At 40.2% G+C, this 21,740-nt stretch carries 19 protein-coding genes, 1 tRNA gene and 1 riboswitch; of the genes, 5 read left to right on the plus strand and 15 right to left on the minus strand.

From position 1 onward, the window contains the following. Positions 1–41: 41 nt before the first annotated feature. A riboswitch (TPP riboswitch) is annotated at positions 42–138 on the minus strand. Between the two features lie 92 nt (positions 139–230). Together Q1W14_RS14440 and Q1W14_RS14445 are read right to left on the minus strand one after the other, a co-directional pair. Beyond that, on the minus strand, positions 231–2,171 hold the full coding sequence (locus tag Q1W14_RS14440) for a histidine kinase dimerization/phospho-acceptor domain-containing protein (protein WP_300702574.1): 1,941 nt from the start codon (positions 2,169–2,171) through the stop codon (positions 231–233). Beyond that, positions 2,168–3,262, minus strand: a complete 1,095-nt coding sequence (locus Q1W14_RS14445; RefSeq protein ID WP_300702577.1) for a HAMP domain-containing sensor histidine kinase — start codon at positions 3,260–3,262, stop codon at positions 2,168–2,170. The genes Q1W14_RS14440 and Q1W14_RS14445 overlap by 4 nt, the downstream gene beginning before the upstream one ends. A gap of 354 nt (positions 3,263–3,616) precedes the next feature. Between Q1W14_RS14445 and Q1W14_RS14450 the strand changes: the two genes are divergently transcribed. Beyond that, positions 3,617–4,483, plus strand: a complete 867-nt coding sequence (locus tag Q1W14_RS14450; RefSeq protein ID WP_300702580.1) for a mechanosensitive ion channel domain-containing protein — start codon at positions 3,617–3,619, stop codon at positions 4,481–4,483. A gap of 79 nt (positions 4,484–4,562) precedes the next feature. On the opposite strand, the gene Q1W14_RS14455 is transcribed toward Q1W14_RS14450, so the two are convergent. The 5 genes from Q1W14_RS14455 to Q1W14_RS14475 all read right to left on the minus strand — a co-directional run bounded on the left by Q1W14_RS14455 (position 4,563) and on the right by Q1W14_RS14475 (position 7,990). After that, entirely contained in the window at positions 4,563–4,814 is a 252-nt protein-coding gene (locus Q1W14_RS14455; protein WP_300702584.1) for a hypothetical protein, read from the minus strand. An 82-nt stretch (positions 4,815–4,896) separates the two neighbouring features. Then, positions 4,897–5,304, minus strand: coding sequence for a pyridoxamine 5'-phosphate oxidase family protein (locus Q1W14_RS14460; RefSeq protein ID WP_300702587.1), 408 nt, complete (start codon positions 5,302–5,304; stop codon positions 4,897–4,899). 74 nt (positions 5,305–5,378) lie between these two features. Beyond that, the gene (locus Q1W14_RS14465) at positions 5,379–6,194 is read right to left on the minus strand and encodes a DUF6597 domain-containing transcriptional factor (RefSeq protein ID WP_300702590.1); all 816 of its coding nucleotides are present in this window, start codon (positions 6,192–6,194) and stop codon (positions 5,379–5,381) included. After that, positions 6,187–6,408: a 4-oxalocrotonate tautomerase DmpI gene (gene dmpI, locus Q1W14_RS14470; RefSeq protein WP_300702593.1), complete on the minus strand. Its 222-nt coding sequence runs from the start codon at positions 6,406–6,408 to the stop codon at positions 6,187–6,189. Before dmpI ends, Q1W14_RS14465 begins: the two co-directional genes overlap by 8 nt. 88 nt (positions 6,409–6,496) lie before the next feature. Next, positions 6,497–7,990, minus strand: coding sequence for an ankyrin repeat domain-containing protein (locus Q1W14_RS14475; RefSeq protein WP_300702598.1), 1,494 nt, complete (start codon positions 7,988–7,990; stop codon positions 6,497–6,499). A 199-nt stretch (positions 7,991–8,189) separates the two neighbouring features. Here Q1W14_RS14475 and Q1W14_RS14480 point away from each other — a divergent pair, with 199 nt between their 5' ends. Further along, on the plus strand, positions 8,190–9,065 hold the full coding sequence (locus Q1W14_RS14480) for an arginase family protein (RefSeq protein ID WP_300702601.1): 876 nt from the start codon (positions 8,190–8,192) through the stop codon (positions 9,063–9,065). 123 nt (positions 9,066–9,188) lie between these two features. After that, entirely contained in the window at positions 9,189–9,638 is a 450-nt protein-coding gene (locus tag Q1W14_RS14485) for a hypothetical protein (RefSeq protein ID WP_300702604.1), read from the plus strand. Positions 9,639–9,723: 85 nt separating this feature from the next. On the opposite strand, the gene Q1W14_RS14490 is transcribed toward Q1W14_RS14485, so the two are convergent. The 3 genes from Q1W14_RS14490 to Q1W14_RS14500 form a co-directional block, all read right to left on the minus strand. Next, on the minus strand, positions 9,724–12,351 hold the full coding sequence (locus Q1W14_RS14490; RefSeq protein WP_300702607.1) for a carboxypeptidase-like regulatory domain-containing protein: 2,628 nt from the start codon (positions 12,349–12,351) through the stop codon (positions 9,724–9,726). Between the two features lie 125 nt (positions 12,352–12,476). Further along, on the minus strand, positions 12,477–13,448 hold the full coding sequence (locus Q1W14_RS14495; RefSeq protein ID WP_300702610.1) for a FecR family protein: 972 nt from the start codon (positions 13,446–13,448) through the stop codon (positions 12,477–12,479). A gap of 211 nt (positions 13,449–13,659) precedes the next feature. Then, positions 13,660–14,691 carry a WYL domain-containing protein gene (locus Q1W14_RS14500; protein WP_300702613.1) on the minus strand — a complete coding sequence of 344 codons (1,032 nt, stop codon included), beginning with the start codon at positions 14,689–14,691 and terminating at the stop codon, positions 13,660–13,662. A 184-nt stretch (positions 14,692–14,875) separates the two neighbouring features. Here Q1W14_RS14500 and Q1W14_RS14505 point away from each other — a divergent pair. Together Q1W14_RS14505 and Q1W14_RS14510 are read left to right on the plus strand one after the other, a co-directional pair. Further along, a tRNA-OTHER gene (locus Q1W14_RS14505) sits at positions 14,876–14,996 on the plus strand. Positions 14,997–15,102: 106 nt separating this feature from the next. Next, positions 15,103–17,340, plus strand: coding sequence for a hypothetical protein (locus tag Q1W14_RS14510; RefSeq protein WP_300702616.1), 2,238 nt, complete (start codon positions 15,103–15,105; stop codon positions 17,338–17,340). Between the two features lie 77 nt (positions 17,341–17,417). Here the strand turns inward: Q1W14_RS14510 and Q1W14_RS14515 are convergent, their stop codons facing one another. The 5 genes from Q1W14_RS14515 to Q1W14_RS14535 all read right to left on the minus strand — a co-directional run bounded on the left by Q1W14_RS14515 (position 17,418) and on the right by Q1W14_RS14535 (position 21,109). Continuing rightward, complete coding sequence (locus Q1W14_RS14515; RefSeq protein ID WP_300702618.1) at positions 17,418–17,846, minus strand: copper resistance protein NlpE; 429 nt, start codon at positions 17,844–17,846, stop codon at positions 17,418–17,420. 115 nt (positions 17,847–17,961) lie between these two features. Beyond that, the gene (locus Q1W14_RS14520; protein WP_300702621.1) at positions 17,962–18,513 is read right to left on the minus strand and encodes an RNA polymerase sigma-70 factor; all 552 of its coding nucleotides are present in this window, start codon (positions 18,511–18,513) and stop codon (positions 17,962–17,964) included. A gap of 174 nt (positions 18,514–18,687) precedes the next feature. Then, positions 18,688–19,206 carry a GNAT family N-acetyltransferase gene (locus Q1W14_RS14525; RefSeq protein WP_300702623.1) on the minus strand — a complete coding sequence of 173 codons (519 nt, stop codon included), beginning with the start codon at positions 19,204–19,206 and terminating at the stop codon, positions 18,688–18,690. A 333-nt stretch (positions 19,207–19,539) separates the two neighbouring features. After that, positions 19,540–20,496 carry a nitroreductase gene (locus tag Q1W14_RS14530; RefSeq protein ID WP_300702627.1) on the minus strand — a complete coding sequence of 319 codons (957 nt, stop codon included), beginning with the start codon at positions 20,494–20,496 and terminating at the stop codon, positions 19,540–19,542. Continuing rightward, positions 20,489–21,109 carry a TetR/AcrR family transcriptional regulator gene (locus tag Q1W14_RS14535; RefSeq protein ID WP_300702630.1) on the minus strand — a complete coding sequence of 207 codons (621 nt, stop codon included), beginning with the start codon at positions 21,107–21,109 and terminating at the stop codon, positions 20,489–20,491. The genes Q1W14_RS14530 and Q1W14_RS14535 overlap by 8 nt, the downstream gene beginning before the upstream one ends. Between the last annotated feature and the right edge of the window lie 631 nt (positions 21,110–21,740).

A 21,740-nucleotide genomic window follows, 5' to 3' on the forward strand; every position in this document is an offset into this window, starting at 1 on the left:
CTCTTCATTTGCAATCATTTAGTTTAGATAAATACAGAAAAGGGGAACTTTTCTTCTTTTCCCTACGCCGGCATTACCCGGATCAGGTCAATGGGTATGATCTCAGCCCGTCATATTGGGGCACCCCTTAGTTGAAATCTACGCACAAAGGTAGAGCTTTCTGCTGAAAGTTACAAGCAAAGCTAAGGAAATCAATTGTAATACAATGGATTCAATAATCAGCTTTTCTGTTAATTCAATGGATAAGTTAGTATTATATCACCTTTATCCAAGTTGCGTGGGTATTGATAAGTACCTTTGAATGTTTCTAGGAACAGCCGGTTTATATCATGTTTGATGCGTTGTATATTTTCCGGTTGTTCTAGTAAGGGACTGTTTTCCACTACTATCTTTATTTGATTATCCTCAATACACAGCGTATAGACTACGACTATATCCGTTTCATTACTTTCCGGAGCAGAGAGAATAGATAGTAACATTTTCAGGAAACGTTCATTATCTGTTTGAACCATTGCTTCTTCCAGCTTGGTTTCAAAGGATAGGCGGACGATGTTATGCTCTAGCATTTCTACCCCCATCTTGGCGTCTTTACACATTTGTACGGCATCACATTCAGAAATATTAAATTTCATCATGCCTGATTCCAGTCGTGAGAGATCGAGTACATCAATAATCAATTGAAATAGTAATGCTGCGTTCTTTTTGATAGCTGCCGAATACTCTTGAGATAATTCAGATGTCAGGTCATTTTCAATAGCAAGTATACTCGAAAAACCTACTACTACATTGAGAGGTTCGCGGATTTGGTGGATGATATTATGTAGAAATACATCTTTCATCTTATCGGCCGCATCTACCGTTTCAAGAGCATTGCGTGTTTCTTGTTCCGCACGCTGCAATGCTTTGTTGCCTTTGTATGCGCGGAGTATCATTAACAATAATAACCCTATGGCTACTAATACGAAAATAACTATAATCCAGTTGTATTGTTTTTCCAGATTGTATTTCTCAAATAGTGCTTCGCGAATATTATAGTTTGCCTGAAGTGCCTCTTCGTGATACTTTAATACATCTTTATTGAGGGAGTCACCCATAATAGAAAGATCTTTATATAATATTGCTGCATCTTCATAATGTCCGGCTTCAACCAAAGCTTTTCCTTTCATTCGCCGTATTTCCATTTCTTGCAGGGGCAGTGTGTGGTTAAAGTGTGCCAGTGCTTTGTCGAACTCACGAAAACAATCTTTCCATTGTTGGGTCAACCGGTAATAACCTCCCCAATATGCGTGATAATTAATATAGTTAGAAAAGAAGGAATTGGGGGTATAATATTGTTTTGCTTTGTTTAGATGCTTCAATAAATTATTGGAATCATTCAGCTTGTCATAACAGGCACAATATGTTAGCTCAATCTCCAATAATTTCTCACCATATTGGGATTCTAGGGAAGGGTCTTCATTAATAATTTGATCAAAAATACTCTTTTGCATATTCAACTCATTTATAGCTTCCTCAATTTTATTGGTTAGCTGATAAGCTGTTATGATTTCAGAGTGTATCATTGCCTTTATCAAAGGATTAAGGTCTTTAGATTCCAGTGCCTTTTTTAATATATTAATAGCTTCTTCTTCTTTTTTAGCGGCTGTAAGTGACTGCCCCAATGATAGGTAAGCAAATGAAATACCCGACGAGCTTTTTATATTGATGGCCTCTTCTTCCATTTTTAGGGCTTGTATTCTGGAATATTCCGTATCGCCGCGTACATTATAGAATTGAAGAATATCGTTCCACATCTGAAAATAGTAGTTATATAAGTTGTATTTATAACTTGCTGCCTTTAATTCTTTAAGGCTATTTTCCATTTGAGGCAGATCGGATAGATACTTGTAATGAACAATTAGATCGCGACGAATATCTAACTCAGCGATGGTGTCCATTTCTGTTATTGATAATTCCAGAATAGAATCAAGCAATTCTGTAACCCATTTTTTATCAATATTCTGATAGAACGTATGCCGCATGAAGTTTATTTTATCACTTGCTTTTGTGATGGAGTGATAAACGGTGAAAACACTGTCACGCAATTGTTTCTCTTGTGTTGTAGATTGGGCAGCTATTGTTGATACCATTATCAATATCAAGCATGTGAATATGAACAATTTTTGCTTCATGACCGTACCTCCTGTTTTAGTGGATGTACAAATACAAACCGTGCCCCATCGGTGTATTGGGAATCAATCCAGATATTTCCACCAAAACGTTTGATGATAAGCAGGCAGATAGATAATCCCAATCCCGTTCCCTGTGCCTTTTCATTCAGCTTTTCGAAACGTTCGAAGATGTGTCCCTGTTTTTCTAATGGAATGCCACATCCGGTATCGGTTACAGAGAACTGGGCTGTGTTGTCGTTTGTTTTTTCAAGTTTCAGCAAGATACTTCCTTGTTTGGTAAACTTTGTTGCATTGACTAAAAGATTGATAAGCATTTGTTGTAATCTGTCCGCATCCGTTTCCAATTCCAATGTGGTGAGGTCTGTTTCAAAAGAAATGCTGGCTTCAGTTTGCTTGATGGCACTTAAAGTGGTGATAACATTTTTGCAAAGTTCTACAACATCATAAGGCTTAATGTTGAACTTCATATTTGTTACATCCAAACAGGATATATCAATTACGTCATTTAGTAGCTTTAAGAGAAGTTCGGAATTAAGTTGGATAATATCATTACATTGCTGGCGGGTGGCTTCGTCAATCCCCGGCATAGTCAGTACTTCAGAGAAACCTGAGAGAGCATTTAGCGGAGTTTTAATTTCATGGCTCATATTGGAAAGAAATAGGCTTTTATTCCGAATAGACTCTTCAGCCAACCCTTTAGCTTGGTTCAATGCTTCTTGCGAGCGGATAAGCCGTTTGTTTTGCTTTTTTATGTAGAAGAAAAATATAATGAAAAGTATAATGAATGTAATGCCCACCCAAACGACCAATTGTAATATCTTACTTTGGACTATATTTTTTTGTAATTGTACTTCATTAATGGAATATACTTTGCGTAAATCTTCTATCTTTTTGGAATTGATTTCTGTGTAGATTGTATCCATGAGCTTATCTAAATCCATATAAAGACTACAGGCTTGCTGGTAATTGGCAGATTTTAATTCTTGGTTTGCCCTGAACCAGCTCAGACTATCATTGTAGGATGTATGTGCAAAGGATTCCACACAAATGCCTGAAAGTATATATATAGATAGCATCAAAATACGTTTCATCTTTTTGCCCTTTATTTGTGTACTGGGTGGTGTGTTTTTCTTGAAAAGCAAAAATAGTGAATTTATTAAGAAATCAATATAAAATGTATTAATAATATTTGTTTTTATAATTAGCAACGGACTTTTGATGAAAAATCATCATGACGAAAGCTCCCAATTTTAAGAAGTTTTTTTTGATGGCAACTTTTCATCGTGCTCTTTGGTTTTATCGTTTTATGTAAGAATAGAAAGAAGAAAAAGGAAGGTAGAGTGAAAGATAATCCAGAGTTTTTGTTAATTTTGTGTTCCATTTAGATACTTGTATCATTATTTTGTGCGAATGTTTAATTTATTAATTTCAAAAAGATATTTATTATGTCAGTATCATTATTAACCGTGACTGCGGTAGCTCAATCTGCTACAGAAGATGGCTTTAGCAAATTGCAGATTCTTATTCAACAATTGATAGACTGGGGTGTAGAAGCTGGAGGGCGCATCATTGGGGCTATCATTATATTTGTAGTGGGGCGTATTCTGATTTCTTTCCTTAAGAAAATCTTGGCCAAGCTACTGACGAAACGACATATTGATCCGGGTATCCAGAGTTTTGTAAAGAGCTTGACTAATATATTACTGACTATCTTGTTGATTATTGCCGTTATCGGTAAATTGGGAGTAGAAACCACCTCTTTTGCTGCTTTGTTGGCCTCTGCGGGTGTGGCTATCGGTATGGCTTTATCGGGAAACTTGCAAAACTTTGCGGGTGGACTAATCGTCTTGCTGTTTCGTCCCTTCAAGGTAGGCGATTGGATTGAGTATCTCAACGTATCGGGCACGGTACGCGAAATTCAAATCTTCCATACCATTCTGACTACAGCCGATAATAAAGTGATCTATATCCCTAATGGAGCTGTGAGCAGTGGTACGGTGACGAATTATAGTCGTGAGGAAACCCGCCGTGTTGAATGGGTGATAGGAGTGGATTATGGTGAAGACTACGGAAGGGTGGAGGAAACTGTTCGTGGTATTCTTGCCAAGGATAAGCGTGTGTTGAATGATCCGGCTCCATTCATTGCACTTCATGCTTTGAGTGCAAGTAGTGTAAATGTAGTTGTTCGTGTTTGGGTGAACAGTTCCGATTACTGGAGCGTATATTTTGATATAAATAAGGAAATTTACACTGTGTTCAATAAGGAAGGAATCAATTTCCCGTTCCCGCAGTTGACGGTTCATCAGGCGTAAAATTGCTGAAGAAAAAAATAGAGGGACATAACCGGCTGTAAGGTTATGTCCCTCTATCTATATTACTTAGGCATCTGCCTTACATTTCATAAACTCCGAGTTCTTCTTCTACCTCCTCGCAAATATTCTCTTGATCTAAGTTTAGCAACCTATTGATTTTCCTTCGTTTTTCCAGATCAGTGAAATAGCTTTCTACTACTGTATACACATCAAATCCCCTAGTGGAACCCGCTGCCAAATCCAGTGACTCTACCATTTTCTTAACGGCTTGGTGAATGTCCTTTTTGCTGATGAAATGCAATTCATTGCTGTGAATCAAACTCTTTTCCATGATACATTCTGTTTTAAGTTACTATGGTTATAACACTCCTCTGTCGGAGTTAGTTCATGTTCATGGAGGTATTTGGCTTATCTTAAACTTCTTCGTGTGAGAAGTATCCGTCTATCCAGATAGTGGCATACGTGCCTTTGAACTTCAGCAGGATATAAGTAGGATCGGTAGGTCCTCCTGGAAAATGATTGATAAACCAGTCCTGCCACATCTCTTTCTTGGTGGCTTCATCGTCTATAATCTCTACTTCTCCCGTCAAAGCCACACTGTTGCCACCCTCCTGATAACATAACCCTGCTTTGGGATTGGCGGCGAAGTCTTTGGTTTTAAGAGAATAAGTTCCGGTTGACATCCATACGGTTGTAGCTCCTTCTGATTTAATCTTACTCATAGGAACAGGGCGCGGATATCCTTCTTCATTCACGGAGGTGATAATTACTGTTTCGCATCTTCTCAGTATTTCTGCTGCTTTTTCGATAATTGTTTCCATCTTACATGTTTTTATTGGTTAGTTGCCGCAAATATAGTACCGAGAATAATGAAATGTATTGTAAAAAATCGACTTTATGATTTTACGTATGTCAATGTACCTTCTTCAAGAGGGGGAGAGGTCAGAAAGAATTTTGCAGTGTTTCCTGACATTTTTTTTATATCATTGGATAGATGGGATACATCATAGTATCCTGCTTGGGTAGCGATAGACAGTAGGTTGTCGAACGAAGTACTGCGTATTAAATCAATAGTATTCTTAAATTTTATAATCCGACTATATTCTTTGGGAGTGAGCCCGGTGTGCATCTTGAATTTACGTTCAAAATGTCGTTGGCACAGACAGGTTTGATCTGCCAGCTGACTTAATGACAGATTACCCTTATATATATCTATCTGCCGTATGGCGAATGTAATGGCTTGTTCTGTTTTGGGTAAGTGTTTGCATAAGGTTTTGATGAGGAAATGTTCTATGAAAACAATTTGCTCTTGCATGGTTGATAATTCACATAATCTTTCAGCGAAAGAATTGCTGAAAGGACTTGTGAGGTCTTCTGTACTTATCCGCAGATTGGTGAGTTCGTGCAGGGGCAGATTCATAAAACGGAGTGTTCCGCTCGGCAGAAAACGGATACCAAGCATGTGGACGGTTTCTGCATAAGTTACCAATTCGGAATACTTTGTCATGGCTCCCACAAAATAGGAGCGGTAGGGGTGCATCACCAGACAGTCGCCTACGGCATTCGCTACTTCTCCAAGTGTAAAGATGAAGTCGGTACATCCGTCGGGCAGTATGTTGATGTGCGTACCGTAGTCGGGACGTCCTTTAAACTCCCAGTATTTATCTATGTAAGGAGAGAGCAGAGGGTCGGGTTGATACTCTTTATACATCTGATTTCTGATGCTTATCCAGATATTCTTTTCGAGTCTTATCAATGGTCTTTCCACCAATACCAATATTGCTATCCGGTAATTCTTTGATTGTGACCATAAAGAACTCCTTAGGAATACTCATTATTTCTGCTGATACTTCTGTAAGCCTTTTAATGAGTTCTTCTTTTTGTTCTACGGTCATTAATCCGCTCTCTACTGTGATGTATGGCATAATATTAAACTGTTTGAAGTTTTTGATTGTCAGTTGCAAAAATAGTGATTTATTTCATAGTTGCCAACGGATAGCCTGTTTACAGCATCTACCTACGTTTACTCTTTTTCTGAGATTTTCTCTCTCGAAATTTCTTCCAAAACTTATAAATGAAGTTGAGCTTGCCCATCAATAATGCAACCATTAACATGATAATGATACTACTGACGCCCATCGCAAGTAAATTGTCGGAGGTATTGGATGCATCGGCAATGGATAGTTTGTGTGCATGAGGTAGATATTTGACGGATATTTTTTCTCCCTGTTCTGTATGGTTGTATTCAGTAAAGTTGGATAGTCCCAGGTTCAGGCAAGTTGTTACACCTTTATCCGTTACAAAGGTAAAAGTGTATCTGCGAACAGTTTCGTAATGATAGCCTGCCCTGCCGTTTCTTACTTTGATGGTTTCCAATCGGTAATCGGCTACTGCTGTATATCCATGTCCCCGCAGCCGAGTACAGTAATCATCGAAATTCCAATACAGTGTGCTGAGCGGTAGATAGAAAAGGGCTCCGATGGCAAACCACATCCCTCCTATTGGGAAGAGTAATTTGGAGGTATGTTGTTTCCACACTTCTTTCATGTATTTCCGTACCAGTCGTGCTATCAGAAGAAAAGGCATTAAGGCGCTGACAAGAATGACCAACCAGTCTTTGTCATCGCCTACCTTGTTGTAGAAGGTGTCTATACGTGGACTGACGTTTATTTTTCCATCCGCGTATGTATAATATGTATAGTGCAATGTGTCTTCTTTCCCTTCGGCCATCAGGCGTTGTAAGCTATCCTGTATTTCTACCTTGCGTCGTGGGAGGTCGCGGAGTTTTATCTCTTTTTCTTGCAATTTGATAATCCTGTCGGATACCTCTTGTGCATTGAGCGTTTCCCATTTATTGAGGTAAGGTTGTACTTTCTGTGGAGTTATCTCCAGTGTGTTACGTAAGCAGATTTGCACGATTTCCCGTTGCATATAAACATTTGGCGGCATAGTGACATACTTTATCAGTAGGCGGAATTTTTCTGATTCGCCAAGTCTGGCTCCTATTGTCAGAATGTAATCCAGCATGTCGGCATCAATTGTATCGTCTAACTTCCTTATGGTAGAATAAGTCTTTTGTCGCTCCTCCTCCCAAAGTGCACCATTACGACGCAGGAAGTCAATGGTCTTCTTTTGCTTTCCTATGATGGCATAGTCCAGGGCAGTATAAAGATACTCCGGGACATCTCCTGATCTGTGGCGTTTATTTATATCGGCTCCCGCTTTTATCAGATATTTCAGGCATACTGTATCTCCTTCAAATGCTTTTTGCATAAACAGAGTACGTCCTCGCTCATCAATTGCATCCACTGGGATGCCCACCTTCAACATTTGGTGTATAGAGAGCGTATCACCCTTTTTCAGATGAATATACTTTTCTGGTAGAGATGGTTCATTGATATTTTTGTATCTGAGTTGCGCAGATACAATTTGTAAGGTTGCTATCCAAAGAAAGAGGAGAAAGAAGATACTTTGGCAGATAGTGCTTGTGGCTTTGTATCTATTCATAGGGTAGGTATGCGGTTTTAATATTGAGGCACAAAGATATGTAAATATATGGAGAAGTGTAGACGGTTCTTCCATATACATCAGCTACGTTGCCGAAAAATACTCTTTATCAAGAGTTATTCAAAATGAAAGAAAGTGAGATGAATGATATATAAAATCTATAGAATCTCATATATTTGCAATATTAAAATACTCTAGTATGGAAAAAGAAATATCAACTATCCGCCTAATTTATCCCCAGTGGCAGGGAGGCATTATCGACCATTGGATGCCTGATATTCCAGCAAATGATGCATCAAGAGGTTATTATCTAGGTGCGCAATTACTTAATCTACTGGCACCCGAAAATACACAAAATACGGTAATAGTACCAGTATCATTAGATATCAATGACCGGGCAGTGGAAAATGGCATCAGTGCCCGCCAGGTTATTCTACAACAAACCAAGTCTGCACTCGAACTTCTTGAAAAGAATGCTCCTGATCGGATTATCACTCTTGGAGGAGAATGCTCCGCCAGTGTAGTACCATTCACTTATCTGGCAAAGAAATATCCAAATGATGTTGCGATTGTGTGGATTGATGCGCATCCCGACATTAATTTGCCTTATGATGAGTATAAAGGTTATCATGCTATGGCACTGACGGCTTGCCTAGGTATGGGTGATGAAGTATTCATGCAATTGCTGCCCGGAAAGTACGAGGCGTCAAAAGCGCTGATAGTAGGACTTCGTTCATGGGACCCCGGAATGCAGGAACGTCAAAAGGATTTAGGCATTAAAGGTCTGTCACCTGCCGAAGTAGCTGATAGCAGTAAGGTTGTGATGGATTGGCTGAAACAAGCGAAAGTCTCGAAGGTAGTGGTACATTTCGATCTTGATGCTTTAGACCCTGCTGAAATAATTGCTGGTGTAGGTGTTGAACCCGATGGGCTGAAGATGCAAGAGGCTATTAGATTAATTAATGATATTGCTTCCCAGTACTCATTAATAGGACTAACCATAGCGGAACCTATGCCTCGTATTGCAATCAAAATAAGGAATATGCTCAACCAGTTGCCCCTGTTCAAAGACTGAGATTTAAGCCTGCTCTGCTTGACAGAGTAGGGATATTCCTATTCATGAATAGAGAAAATCATTGTGAAGTGAGGATTTATCATTCTACTTTTGTGATATAGATTAACACTAAAACTTTCTATTATGGATAAGGTATCAGTCTTTTTATTGCTACTGTTGGCAATATTATTATCGAGTTGTGGCATCTATCACGAATACGGATTCAGGTACAAACAGTTAGGTAGCGTAGAACAGGGGATGGCTTTAAATGAAGTAACTTCCGTTTTAGGCAAGCCTACTTTCCGTGATTTTAATGGCGAAGGTGAAACCTTAACCTTCCGGGCACTAGGAACTACTGGATGGTCGGTCGTTAAGGTTAAGTTTAAAGAAGGGAAGGTAACCGAGATGAAGAGTTATTTGGAGAATGATTTCCTGCTGTCACCTCCAAGAACTACAAGGGCTGTGAGTGAGAAAAAAGTATCTTCCAATGATGAGAGCAGTAGCAAGATAATAGTTTCTTCGGACGGTAAGCACTACATTAAGATGGGCTCTATTATAGTTACTCCCGAAGGGAAACATATAATAATACATTGATAAAAAAGGGCTAAGGCCCTTTTTTATCAATGGTCTTCAAAAGTCTCTTCTTTGTCCGAAGAGTTTATATTCATCCCGCCTCATCTTAAAAGTATATCTTATAACTGATATTCGGAATCAGCCCCACTCCGTCTTCTTGTTTTATCTTTCCGTTTCGTTCGTCATATTCATAGAAGTGCATACCGGTGCGCATACCTATGTTTAGAATCTTCACTGAGAATTCGTGTGATATCTTCTTCTTGTTTATCCGGTAACTCAAGGAGATATCTCCATTCACTGCCGGGCTGAACTTCTTGCTGAATGCCTGTGTTTCATCGAATATAACCTCGTGCTTTTCCATACTCTTGGCCTCATCTACCGGAGTATATCGATTTCCTCCTTGAAAGAAGATACGCCCGTTGAGGCTAAGAACATTCTGTTTGCGCTTCCCTATCATCCATTCTTTGCCGGCAAGGAGGTTCAGCATGTAGCCTTTATCCATTCGGGTATTTCGCCAGATGCCATCTCCGCCTTTGTATTTCGATTTAAAGATAGAACCTGTCAACATATAGTAGAAGCCGTTTTGCATATACTGCTCCAGAGTGATGTCTATGCCATAATTACGACCCACTCCTTTGTTTACTAATAGGCGGTCTAGGTAAAAATCTTCGTGGTTGACGATGGAGAAGGAAGTGTTCATCTCGACCGGTAGGTGGAAGAGGTGCTGATAGTAAGGTTCTACTTTCAAATGGAGGTATGGGCTGATGTTCCAGTCATAAGTCAGTCCGAAGTGATGGGCTTTCGATAAATCGAGGTATTTATTGGAGAGTTTCCGTCCGTCCACTTCCTTTTCAATGAAATAGTAATCCAGCTTTTCGCGGCGGCTATGCAGTCCGTAGGCCAAGGCTAAAGCATGTTTTGCATTCAACTTCCATTTGAGGGCGACACGCGGTTCTACGGACCAATTCTTATTTAATAAAAAGTATTGGGCGTTGATCCCCAGACTGGTACTCCAATGGTTGTTTAGATTAATAACGGAAGTGCTGTAAGCTGATAGTATGGCACTTTTTCCACTACCTTTTGATATTTGCTCCATGGGGAGATCGAGGCCGACGTAAGGGCTGACTTTGTAATCGAGGTCATATTTTAGTCCGGTAAGGGTAATGCCGGTTCTATTGGTGTGCCGGGCGCTGAACTTCTTGTTCAGATAAGAGTTGAATACAACGTCCCACCTTGAGTTTTGAACATCTCCTACATGGATGAGGTCATTATCCGTTTGGGTTAGCTGGTCTACTAAAAGATGGTCTTTGGAGTAAGTGGCGGCTAAGGAAGAACGGAGATAGGTAGTCTCATTGATTGAATATTGATGTGTCAATCCGCCCACCATCTTGTTCAGGTTGTTGTTGCCTGCTTGTCTACTTCCTAGGTTTTCCCATTCGCTTCGTTCTTCAAAGTCGACCTTGTTCCGGTCAATCAATCCTATTCCCCAGAGGGAGAAAGTTCCTGCCCGCTTTGTCGGGAAATTCAGCTTGAAAGAAAGGTCCTGATATTTCAGGTTAATATCATTACCTGTTGCCAGCGAAGTGGTGGAGAAGCGGTAATTGAAAATATAGGAACTTCCCCTCTTCTTGCTGATAGGTCCTTCGGAAGCGAGGTCGATACCTAAAAGCCCCAGTTGGAAGGTATGCTCGTTTTTCTGATTATTGCCATTGCGCAGGTGCATGTCGAATATGCCTGACAAGGCATTGTTGTACTCTGCCGGAAAAGCACCGTTATAGAAATCGGAATTACCGATGACCTGTGTGCTGAGTGCGGACAGGAAACCACCTCCTAAACCTGAAAGGTCGGCAAAGTGGGTAGGATTGGGAATTTCAACTCCTTCCAGTCTCCATTGGGTGAATTGAGGGGCATTTCCCCGGATGGCTACGGCATTGGTGCCTACATCTCCTGCTACACCTGCAAAGGCGGAACTCAGTCGGGCAGGATCGTCGAAACCATTGGCAAACCGGCCGGCTTCTTCCATGCTTATCATGCGTCCGCCCGTGAGGGCCATGACGTTCAATGTCTTATCTTTGCGCACTTCCGGTTGTATAATAACCTCATTCAAATTTTGTACATTTTCGTCCAGTGGTATTTCCAAATAGATTTCTTTGGAGGAAGTCACCGGTATGCCATTGACGAGGTTTGTATGATAACCGACATAGGAAGTCTGTATGTTACATCGTCCGATGGATACATTGTTTATTCGAAATCGTCCCAAGCTATCGGTTATTGCACCTAAAGAACCTCCCTGCTGAATCATGACTGATGCAAATTCAATGGGAGCATTTGTTTGGGCGTCTATTACAATGCCTCTGATAGTCTGCGTTAATTCTTGCGTCTTCTCTTTGGTTGCTTTCTGCTTTCCGTCGGGCAGGGAGATGATGATGTGATAGCCCTTTATCCGGTAGATGTGTCTAGTACCTTTCAGGATTTTTGTGATTGCCTGGTCAATGCTTGCTTCATTCAAGGCCAGCGGTACCTTCTTTTCGATGTCCAGATTTGATTGTTCATAAGCTACGCTGTATCCGGTTTGCTGTTCTATTTGCAGGAAGGCTTCTTTTAGGGAGATGTTTTTATTGAGTATGGTTATTCTCTTCTCACTGTTTTGTGCCATGAGGCTGATTGTGAGAAAGGCAAAAAATGAAAAAAGGACGGTTTTACTTACCTGTCGGTTAGTGGTTATTCGGTTCATTATTGTACATTTGTATGTTAATACTTCATTTTACTTCACGGTTTAATGTCGATTAATGTTTCAAGAACCGGGTAGAGGGTCTCAAGCTGCTGCCCGGTTCTCTTTTTCTTCATGAGCGGTGGGGATTAAGGGATATTGATTAATTCGATGTGAGTTCCGTTCTTTCTGTAATCGATGCCGACGATATCGCCCAAGACATTCAAGACTTGTTCGAGGTTTTCGTTCTGTAGAAACCGGACGGTATATCGTGCGTTCCCGTTAAGGGAAGTGTGGTTGCTGAAGGTTACGTTGTACCTTCTTTTCAAAGTCTGCTGTATCTCAGTGAGCGAAGTGTTTGTGAAAATCAGTTTACCTGTAACCCAACTATCAGTATCGGCGGCAGGTATTTCTGCAACGCTGATGTGCGATGTTTTTTTGTTGTAGGTCAGTTGTTCGTTCGGACTGAGTATCTCAGGGCTTTGGGAAGGGACGTTTATTTCCACTTTTCCACTGGATAGGGTGGTGGTAATCCTTTCATCATCAGGATAGGCTTTCACATTGAAGCGCGTTCCCAAAACAGTGACAGACATTTGGGAAGCTTTTACGATAAACGGTCTGCTTGCATCTTTTTTCACGCTAAAGTAGGCTTCACCATCCAAATAGACAAGACGCTCTTCTCCTGTAAAAGTTTCGGGGTATTTGAAGGTGGTACCTGCATTCAACCATATCTCAGAACTATCCGGCAATATGAGATGTTTTTTCTCACCGTAGGCAGCGTAGACTTCAATCAGACTTCTTGTCGTAGAGGTATAGTACAGATATCCTCCTGCCAACATAAATAACGGAATAAGAACTGCTGCCACGCGGGCTATTTTCTTGCGGAAAGCGAATTGTCTTGTTCTTGAATAGTTTATTCTTCGGTTCACCCGCGTCAAGGCTTCACTGGTTTCTGTTTCGTCTCTCTGTTCCAATGTATTCCAGTAAGCCAGTGATGCCTGTTCTTTTTCGTCGGCATCTTTATCTTTAATAATCCACTTCTGTACCTTCTCCTCGGTCTCAGAAGAAAAACGGTCAGATAGATATTTCCTGATGATTCTATATATTATAGTATACTCCATTTGAATGGTTTTTATAATATATACAACTAAGGTTTCAAAAACTCAGTGAGATAACTGATATTTTATATCTTTTCAAGTTGTAGATGGAAACTTCCTTTTGTTCTATTTCTCTTCTCCATCGTATCTTCTCCCTGTTTTCTCCGTATCTATAGCGAAAGAAAATACAAGGAGCGGGTACGGAGCAGGTAGGGTGCAGATTAAATTGTTCTATTTATCTTTTTTTTTCCTCTTCTTTATACAGCTTGGCTGCGGCAAGAAGTTTTCCTTTGATAAATCGTACCAGTGACGGAGGAAACAGAACACGTATGCCATCTCCAAAGCCTAAAATCTCTCGATGTAACTCTTGATTGATAACTACTTTTATCTGAAAAACCATTGAACCGTCTTCTTCTTTTTCTACCAGATACTGACTTCTATGAAACGGTTTTGTCAGCACATAAGGAGCATTTTCCTGATTTACCCGGAAGCGTACTTCTTGTGGAAATTCGTTGATTCCTTTGGTTACCCCTATCACATCATCCAGGAAGGTGGTAGGATTGAAGTAAGTGTTTTCCTGATAATCTTCATCGGGTGCAGGAGTAATCTCTAAAATACGGTCAAGAGCAAGATTATAAAGCATATTTCCCTTCTTTTTTGAACCGAAGACAAACCAGCGGTTCCGGTATTCCTTCAACAGATAAGGATAAAACACAAAATCGGCTGCCGAACGTGCTTTGAATGAACGGTATTTTAAATGAATGGCTTGTTTATTAAGAATAGCCCTATAAACGCTATCGAGATAATTCAATCCCGTCAGATTGTTATTCTTTTCAAAATCAATGATAGGAGTCGTTTTTTGCCGAACCGAGGTAACATGATCTTCCAGGCGGCTAATAATATCGCCCATGCCTGAAAAATAGGAGAAACCATTGAACTGTTTCAGTACTTCTACTGCTCCCGACATCACTTTCAGGTCTTGTTCGGACAAGGGAGTGTTCGTTATGCTGTAGTCTGGGTCTTCGTACATATAGTATTTATGATCCTTCACTACGATAGGGGCATTGTAGCCTAGTTTTTCACTACGCATCAACTGGATATCCATTTGGACAGTACGTTTGCTGATTCCTTTTTCTATTCCTTCGTATTCGTACAAGGCATCCGAACAGGCATCAACCAAATCTTCAAGCGTCCACTTCCGATATGGATTACGCAGGCAGTTATCTATCGTTTTATAGCGAATCAGAGCGTTTCGGCTAATGGGCATAACATGTTTTTTTAGAGTTTCTGAACAAAAATAGAAAAAAAATGCGACTACGCAAAAAGACTGCGTAGTGAGGCATGTAACTTTGTCACAGAAACAAGAAAACAGGTCAAGTATGGGTTACTTCAACCATCACTAAAGAATAAGCACCTGTACAATTATCCGTTTTCTTTTTCTCTCGGAAAGAGGGGCAGTAGCTCAGTTGGTAGAGCATCATCTCAATCTTGAGATTATCTTTCTACGGACAGGTTAATCAAGGTTTACTTCCATCACGTGAAGTGTCGCCGGTTCGATTCCGGCCTGCCCCACCTCTTTATAGTAGAAATCAAGGTCAAGGAAGGCTTACTTCAAAAACGCAGGAATGCACCATTTATTCACAGTCTTCCGATTACCTTATTAATAAATATATGAAATATGAAAAAGGATTTATTGAAAGTTTCTATCCGGCAGAATGCCATTTATCTGCCTGAGGTAGAGAAAATGGAGGAGACAAAGTTGAAGCCTGCTACTATTGCACTGGTAGCCCACTTGAAAAAGACTGGTTATGGCTTGACGGAGAAATTATTGTGGGCGGTAAACGGACTGACTCCTGCCGAACAACTGGAAATTCTGCAAATGATGAAAGAGGTCTTAGGGCTGAATTTGAATTGGGCTCCTTTGGTGAAAGGTTGGGACACTCCCACAGGTGAGTCGCGGTTTGACCACTGGGTTACGTGGATTGCTAATCTGTTTCAAATAAAGAATGGTGTGAAGTTGCCTTGTGGACACATCATTCCGGACAATACTTTTCCCTTAGAAAGATATAACGGTTGTCCGTTCTGTGGTACTCCTTTTGAGATAGCGCATACAGAATATTTCGGTCAAGGGAGTAAACTGAAGATATTGGAACTTTGGCAATGCGCCGAGATAGAGCGTTTTTTCAAAGATTTGCTCGAATCGCATACTGCACTGGATGCCACACAGGTAGATAGCTTGAAAATATTGCTCCATGAGCTACCGTTGCCCGATGCAAGAATCGGTATGAAAGAGACTGTGATGCTGGTAGTGGATACATTAATCGAAAAGGGTGAGGAAGCGGAAGCACAAATCTGTTTCACTACTCCGAACGATGTTTTGCGCTATTTGTGGTACAAGAAAACTGGTTTCCTGCAAATTATAGAACCTAAAACAATGATTCGTAAGACAGGGCGAAACAATAACCATACATGTGGTGCATTAGCCAAAAGCCAAAAAGCAAAGGAGCAGAAACGAGAAGAACTGAAACTGAAATATACCCGTCGGGAATGCCGTATGGTAGCTGCTTGGTTGAATGATTTGGATATGCCGGTTGCTAAGTGTTGTGAAATCATGCATCCTAAAAGAGAAATATGGGTAAGGATGATACGTGCTTTGCGTTTGGCCGAGTATGCACGTAAAGGAGGATTTGAAAAACTAAATGAACTGATGGATATGTTTTATAATGAGACATATACCGTTTGGCAGGGCAAAGTGGATGCCTATCGCCTGAAAGCTGATGCGGAGAGAACCTTTGCACTGTTGAAACAGCGTCCGGGTTTGTTTGCACGTTCTTTATTCGTCAATATGTTGTGGTTCGGACCGGAAGATACCTTGTCGGCTTTCAGAGAAGTAATGCATCTATTACCGGCACGCTTAATCCTTACGTTGGGTATGTATGCCGAGAGTTATTTCGATCCTGAACGAAAAAGATTGGTTAAGCCGTTAGGTGGTAACGCCAAGTTGATAGGGCATCATTATTTACTTGATATCTATTTGCCTGAACAATTGAAGGATATGTCAACTCAGGTAAAGAAACTATGCGAAGAGGTTGTTACTGCCCGCTTTGCAAGGCTAACGACAGATAGCAAAAACATGTATATAGATCCGATATTGTTCCATATTCCGTTGTCCATAGGTGACCGTAACAGTACGATAAAGGATGCTTCTTGTGCTTTACAAGGAACACGTTTCCCGGTTGAAGGAAACAATGTCCGTCTCTTCATGCAGTGGGGAGCAGGGCTTCCTGCCCAGTATTTGGATATGGACTTGAGTTGCCACATCGCCCTGCCTTATAGTACGGAGGTATGTAGCTATTTTAAGTTACATGTTCCCGGTGCAAAGCACAGTGGAGATATTCAATATATTCCCGACAAGACAGGTACAGCGGAATATATTGAGCTTGATATAAAAGAACTGGATCGTATCGGTGCCCGCTATGTGGCTTTTACTTGTAATGCTTACAGCAATGGGGCTATTGCTCCTAATCTGGTGGTGGGTTGGATGAATTCTGCCTATCCTATGACGATATCACAAAAGAACGGAGTGGCATACGACCCATCTTGCGTGCAACATCAGGTAAAGGTATCTCAAAGTATGATGAAGGGGCTTGTATTTGGAGTGCTGAAGGTGAAAGAAAGGGAAATTATATGGTTGGAAGTGCCTTTTGGCGGGCAGACCGTGACGACTCTGAATGCACAGACCATAGAAAACTATTTGGATAAACTGGATGCAAAGACTTCTATAGGTGAATTATTGGTTATAAAAGCCAAAGCACAGCAGTTGGAAATAGTGGATACTCCTGAAGCAGATGAAGTCTATACACGTGAATGGGCTATGAATAGTGCAGCCGTGAGCAAATTGCTGATTGGTGAGTGAAAGTTAATATCTTATAGTAGCAGTACAAGGTTAATATGCTTTTGTCAGGCATTTAATCTTATACTGCTATTTATGTTTTACTGTTTCTTCAATATAAACCAGGATGCAAGTTCGCCAGTCACTTCCTTTTTATCTCCGTCAAGATGTGTCAGGGTATTTTCGCCTATCTTATAGTATTGTGGTTGGCCGTCTGTTGTCAATGTCAACATATTCCCCTCAATGGTATAAGTACCGGTTTCAGTGAAAGTGGCATCTTTACGATCTATGTAGTCGGAAATGAGAGTGAAAGTCTTATCATTGTTGATCGTTAGGGTTGTATTTATCCCCGGACAGTCGGCAGCAGGAAATGTTCCCTTATATGTGCCTGCAATATCTAATGAATTTTCGGCTGTATGCATATCTGCTACTTGGGTAGAATCGGCATTCGTCGACTGACTTGATTTAGGATTGTTGCCACAGGCAACCAAAATAAGGCATGAACATGCCAATATAAAGATCTTTTTCATGATTCATCGTTTTAGTTTAGGCTGCAAAGCTAATCTTTTGTTATGAACATTGGTAGCTTAAAGATACAATTTTTCTTATTTGAAGCATGCGGACTTGTAAACCTGAGTAGTCAACCTACAGCAATGACCATAGCAGGCATGAGATCGCTTGCCGTATTTCTTTCAAGGCCAGGCTCAGTTGACTTTCTACATTTCGTTTGGTAGTATTCAGCCTAATAGCAATTTCTTCGTTGCTTAATCCTTCGTTGCGGCTCAGTTTATAGATTTCTTTTCGCTGCTGCGGCATCTTTTCAACGGTATCATCGATCAGTATGCCAAGTTCGCGGGCTATCAGTTCCTCTTCTGAAGTTGAACTGCATGTTTGGTTAGGAGTATTCTTTAAATAAGCATCCTCTACATGCTTATGTTTCAGGTAGTTGATTGCGGCATTTCTTGCAATGGTGTGCAAGTAAGCATCAAATGATTTGGAAGTGTTTATAGAGCGATGGTTTATCCAAAGATTAACAAAGAGTTCTTCCGCCAGTTCTTCGGCGTCGGCTTCGGACTTGATATAACTGTAGATAAATGTTTTGACTTTAGAGTAATAAGCAATGAAGACGGTTTCGAAGGCAGCATGATTGCCATGTTGCAAGGTTTCGAGTGTGGTTGTGTCTACATTACTGTTCATATCTTCCGGTCAGGGGATGTTAAGATGGAGACAAAAGAAGTAATTATTTAGTTTAGAAAAGTGTTTCGTTGGGAAAGATTAAGATGTATCGTTAATTTTTTGCTAAAGAGAGGGCTACACCGTTTAGTGAAAATGGTGTAGCCCCTTTGGATGTATTTTTCTATATACTGGATTTTACATTTTAATTAACCCTGTAATTCCGTTTAGTGCTTCGAGCACTAATTCTTTTACCATTACGTATTCTGCTGGTAGACTTTCGTGGTTAATGCCATATAAATGAGTGAGTTTGTAGCCAAAACGCTGATAGTAATTAGGATCTCCAATTAAGAATGCCGAATCATACCCCATTGTCAGGGCAATACGTAATCCTTCTTTCATTAAGGCAGAACCTGCACCAACACTACGGTATTCAAGTAGTACGGAGAGTGGAGCAACGAGTAGTGTATCATACCTGCTGCTATCAGGTTTCGTTACGTAAGTCTTTGTCAGCATTATATGCCCGATGATCTTACCGTCTTGCTCTGCTACTAAGTCTAGTTGGGGAATGTAGTTTTCGCCATTGCGCAGTCCTACAGCATAGTCTTGCTCGTCACCGTCACGGTGTTCTGCGGTTTCAAAGGCTGTTTTAATCAAGTCGTAAACTGTAGTATAATCCGCTTCTGTAATTTGTCTTACTATGAAATTCTTTTTCATGATTTCTTCTTTATTAAATAATAAATATATGGATATAAAAATATTGTTCGAGACAAGAATATGTCGAACATGCAAGAATAGACCAGCCTGATTACGAATAATCGGACTGTATTACGCGGATATTTTAACGATTTGTAGTTTCACATGGCAAAGGTATGAAACTTTTTAGTAGAAACAATATTATACTTATACTAATCGTTAATAGGTAATTCCTATCTTGACAGAAATGGAGTTGTGATCCAACTTCTCTGCAAACTCAGTAACCAATAGTGAATTCTCATATCTTTTCAGTCGTTCTAACTTCTGTAGTTCATATCCCAAGGCAAAAAAATATCAAATGAGTATTTTCTCTATTTCTTTGCGGGGTGAATAAGGGGCGGGTTTTGCATAGCCTATTCTTAATAGAATTGTAGGATACTCAGCATTGACGGAAAGAGCGCTTTGCAGTTTGGGAACCAATGTTTCTACTTCACAAGGTTGGTTCATAAAGGCGCAACTGATTCCTTCTTCAGTGAGTTTAAGCAAGAAGCGTTGTAAAGTACGTCCAGAATTAATCCACTCTTTGAAGGTATTTGCGCAGGCAGTGAATACTACCAGATGTGAAGAAGAATCTATTTTCTTTATATCGGATTTATTCTGTGGATTTGGTTTTAGAAACATGCTAACTATAGGCTTGGCAATACACTGAGGAAGTGCCGGACTTCCGAAAACCTGGTAACTCAAACCGTCTTGTGTCCTTTCTACCTGCTTGGTATTAAATCGCATCCAAGAGAGTAATTCCGTTTTGAAGGGCTTATCATTCATTTGAATTTTATTCCCTTCCTTGATATATTCTTTGATCGTTTGAGCGATTGCATTCTCTTTTTCGAAAATGTAAAGCTGTACTTTAGTTTCTTTACGAATGGACTTTATTTTCTCCAACGTCTCTTCTGATATTCGTTTTCCGTTGTAAAGGTCACGGTTGGTTTGACGCTTTTCTATTTGAGCAAATAGGGGATTATCCTGAATACCGGATGCTCGAATAAGGTTGATTGTTATTCTCTTTGGATAACAAGAGTTGATTTGTGCTTTGTAACCTAAGTGTTCGGATGCAATAAATAAGTTCTCTACTGCACACCCAAGGCTAATGAACAGTTCCCTATTGTCGGGGTCGACAACAGGAAGTGCCACCTTGTAGTTTGGTAGAATCGTAATTTCATCATCGGAAATACGGAAGCGCCATGGTTGCGTATTATGCCCGGATGGAGCTTTAGAGGCAAGGCGTACTATCTCCCAAAAGTCATTATTCATAATTTTCTGCTTTAAAATATTTATCAATCAATGTATTTATTCCTTCGCTGATTTGTTCCCAACCGGAGTTTTCATTAATAGCGATTCCATTGAATACCGGACAAAACTCTTCGAGCATCACCAAGTAGGTAATGGAAGCAGTCAGCATGGAAGCCATTACTGCTATTTCTCTTTGGGGTAGACCGGTTAACTCGCATACTTTTTCTACAAGATTGATGCCGACTTTCTCCCTCTGTTCTCTTAATTGGGCAATCATCTCATTATTGCAGGATAATTCCCACCGATAGAGCCTTTTCGCAGTAGGATTATTGCGTAATTGTTCTATCTGATTTTGAAATGTATGTTTAAGAAATACGGGCAATTCTTCCCGATTTGGAAAGTCGAGTGGAAAATTAATCCAGAAGTCATGTTGCCTTATATAGGTAGCAATAAGCCCTTCTACCGAACCGAAATAGCGATATATCAGTATCTTCGATACACCGGACTGAGCAGCCACTGCATTAATGCCGATTTTCTCGAATCCGTTTTCTGCAATCATCTCGCCGATAGTATTTACTAGTCGTCTCTCTGTGGCTTCTCTATCTCTTTCTGCCAGAATGCTTTTCTCTTTCATATTACTAATGTTACTATTCGGGAACAAATATATGTTACTTGTTGGAAACATACAAGTGAATCAGAAGAAAAATACAGAAAAAGTGCATTTATACTTTGTACGGTTACTTTTTGTGCATTTCTGATAGGGTATGAGTGAAATAAGAAATGCATAATCTTTACAAATAAGTTTGAAAAAGCTTCGCTGGAAAAAGAGTTCTTATTTCACTCACTGAATGAACCTGATTCAGTCAGGGACTGAAAGGCTTTCACTCAGGAACTGAATGCCTTTCAGTCCCTGAGTCATTGTACCCCCTCTCAGAAGGTGTTCTGGATAGGGTGAAAAAAAAGACGACTGATATAAATGAAGACGGTAAAATAATTGCACTTTTCACGAATGTGCTTTATTCATTTCTTTAGGATTTTGAAGTAATTTGAAGTAAATGAAAGTCTAGCGCAGCCTAAGCCTGAAAGGCTTTTATCTTACAGCCCAGGGCATCGCCCTGGGTACAATAATATGTTGTTAATGTTGCGCCCTGAAAGGGCAAAAGTCACATATACAGGTATTATGCCCTTTCAGGGCGCGGGGTGTGTAGGCATTCAGAGACCCAGGGCGATGCCCTGGGCTGTAAGATAAAAGCCTTTCAGGCTTA

Origin of the sequence: Bacteroides sp. (assembly GCF_030151085.1) — a bacterium.
Lineage (GTDB): Bacteria > Bacteroidota > Bacteroidia > Bacteroidales > Bacteroidaceae > Bacteroides.

Excerpts from the sequence above, each read along its gene's own strand:
- Q1W14_RS14440 (WP_300702574.1), bottom strand. The coding sequence starts at position 2,171 with ATGAAGCAAAAATTGTTCATATTCACATGCTTGATATTGATAATGGTA.
- Q1W14_RS14445 (WP_300702577.1), bottom strand. The coding sequence starts at position 3,262 with ATGAAACGTATTTTGATGCTATCTATATATATACTTTCAGGCATTTGT.
- Q1W14_RS14450 (WP_300702580.1), top strand. The coding sequence starts at position 3,617 with ATGTCAGTATCATTATTAACCGTGACTGCGGTAGCTCAATCTGCTACA.
- Q1W14_RS14455 (WP_300702584.1), bottom strand. The coding sequence starts at position 4,814 with ATGGAAAAGAGTTTGATTCACAGCAATGAATTGCATTTCATCAGCAAA.
- Q1W14_RS14460 (WP_300702587.1), bottom strand. The coding sequence starts at position 5,304 with ATGGAAACAATTATCGAAAAAGCAGCAGAAATACTGAGAAGATGCGAA.
- Q1W14_RS14465 (WP_300702590.1), bottom strand. The coding sequence starts at position 6,194 with ATGTATAAAGAGTATCAACCCGACCCTCTGCTCTCTCCTTACATAGAT.
- dmpI (WP_300702593.1), bottom strand. The coding sequence starts at position 6,408 with ATGCCATACATCACAGTAGAGAGCGGATTAATGACCGTAGAACAAAAA.
- Q1W14_RS14475 (WP_300702598.1), bottom strand. The coding sequence starts at position 7,990 with ATGAATAGATACAAAGCCACAAGCACTATCTGCCAAAGTATCTTCTTT.
- Q1W14_RS14480 (WP_300702601.1), top strand. The coding sequence starts at position 8,190 with ATGGAAAAAGAAATATCAACTATCCGCCTAATTTATCCCCAGTGGCAG.
- Q1W14_RS14485 (WP_300702604.1), top strand. The coding sequence starts at position 9,189 with ATGGATAAGGTATCAGTCTTTTTATTGCTACTGTTGGCAATATTATTA.
- Q1W14_RS14490 (WP_300702607.1), bottom strand. The coding sequence starts at position 12,351 with ATGAACCGAATAACCACTAACCGACAGGTAAGTAAAACCGTCCTTTTT.
- Q1W14_RS14495 (WP_300702610.1), bottom strand. The coding sequence starts at position 13,448 with ATGGAGTATACTATAATATATAGAATCATCAGGAAATATCTATCTGAC.
- Q1W14_RS14500 (WP_300702613.1), bottom strand. The coding sequence starts at position 14,691 with ATGCCCATTAGCCGAAACGCTCTGATTCGCTATAAAACGATAGATAAC.
- Q1W14_RS14510 (WP_300702616.1), top strand. The coding sequence starts at position 15,103 with ATGAAAAAGGATTTATTGAAAGTTTCTATCCGGCAGAATGCCATTTAT.
- Q1W14_RS14515 (WP_300702618.1), bottom strand. The coding sequence starts at position 17,846 with ATGAAAAAGATCTTTATATTGGCATGTTCATGCCTTATTTTGGTTGCC.
- Q1W14_RS14520 (WP_300702621.1), bottom strand. The coding sequence starts at position 18,513 with ATGAACAGTAATGTAGACACAACCACACTCGAAACCTTGCAACATGGC.
- Q1W14_RS14525 (WP_300702623.1), bottom strand. The coding sequence starts at position 19,206 with ATGAAAAAGAATTTCATAGTAAGACAAATTACAGAAGCGGATTATACT.
- Q1W14_RS14530 (WP_300702627.1), bottom strand. The coding sequence starts at position 20,496 with ATGAATAATGACTTTTGGGAGATAGTACGCCTTGCCTCTAAAGCTCCA.
- Q1W14_RS14535 (WP_300702630.1), bottom strand. The coding sequence starts at position 21,109 with ATGAAAGAGAAAAGCATTCTGGCAGAAAGAGATAGAGAAGCCACAGAG.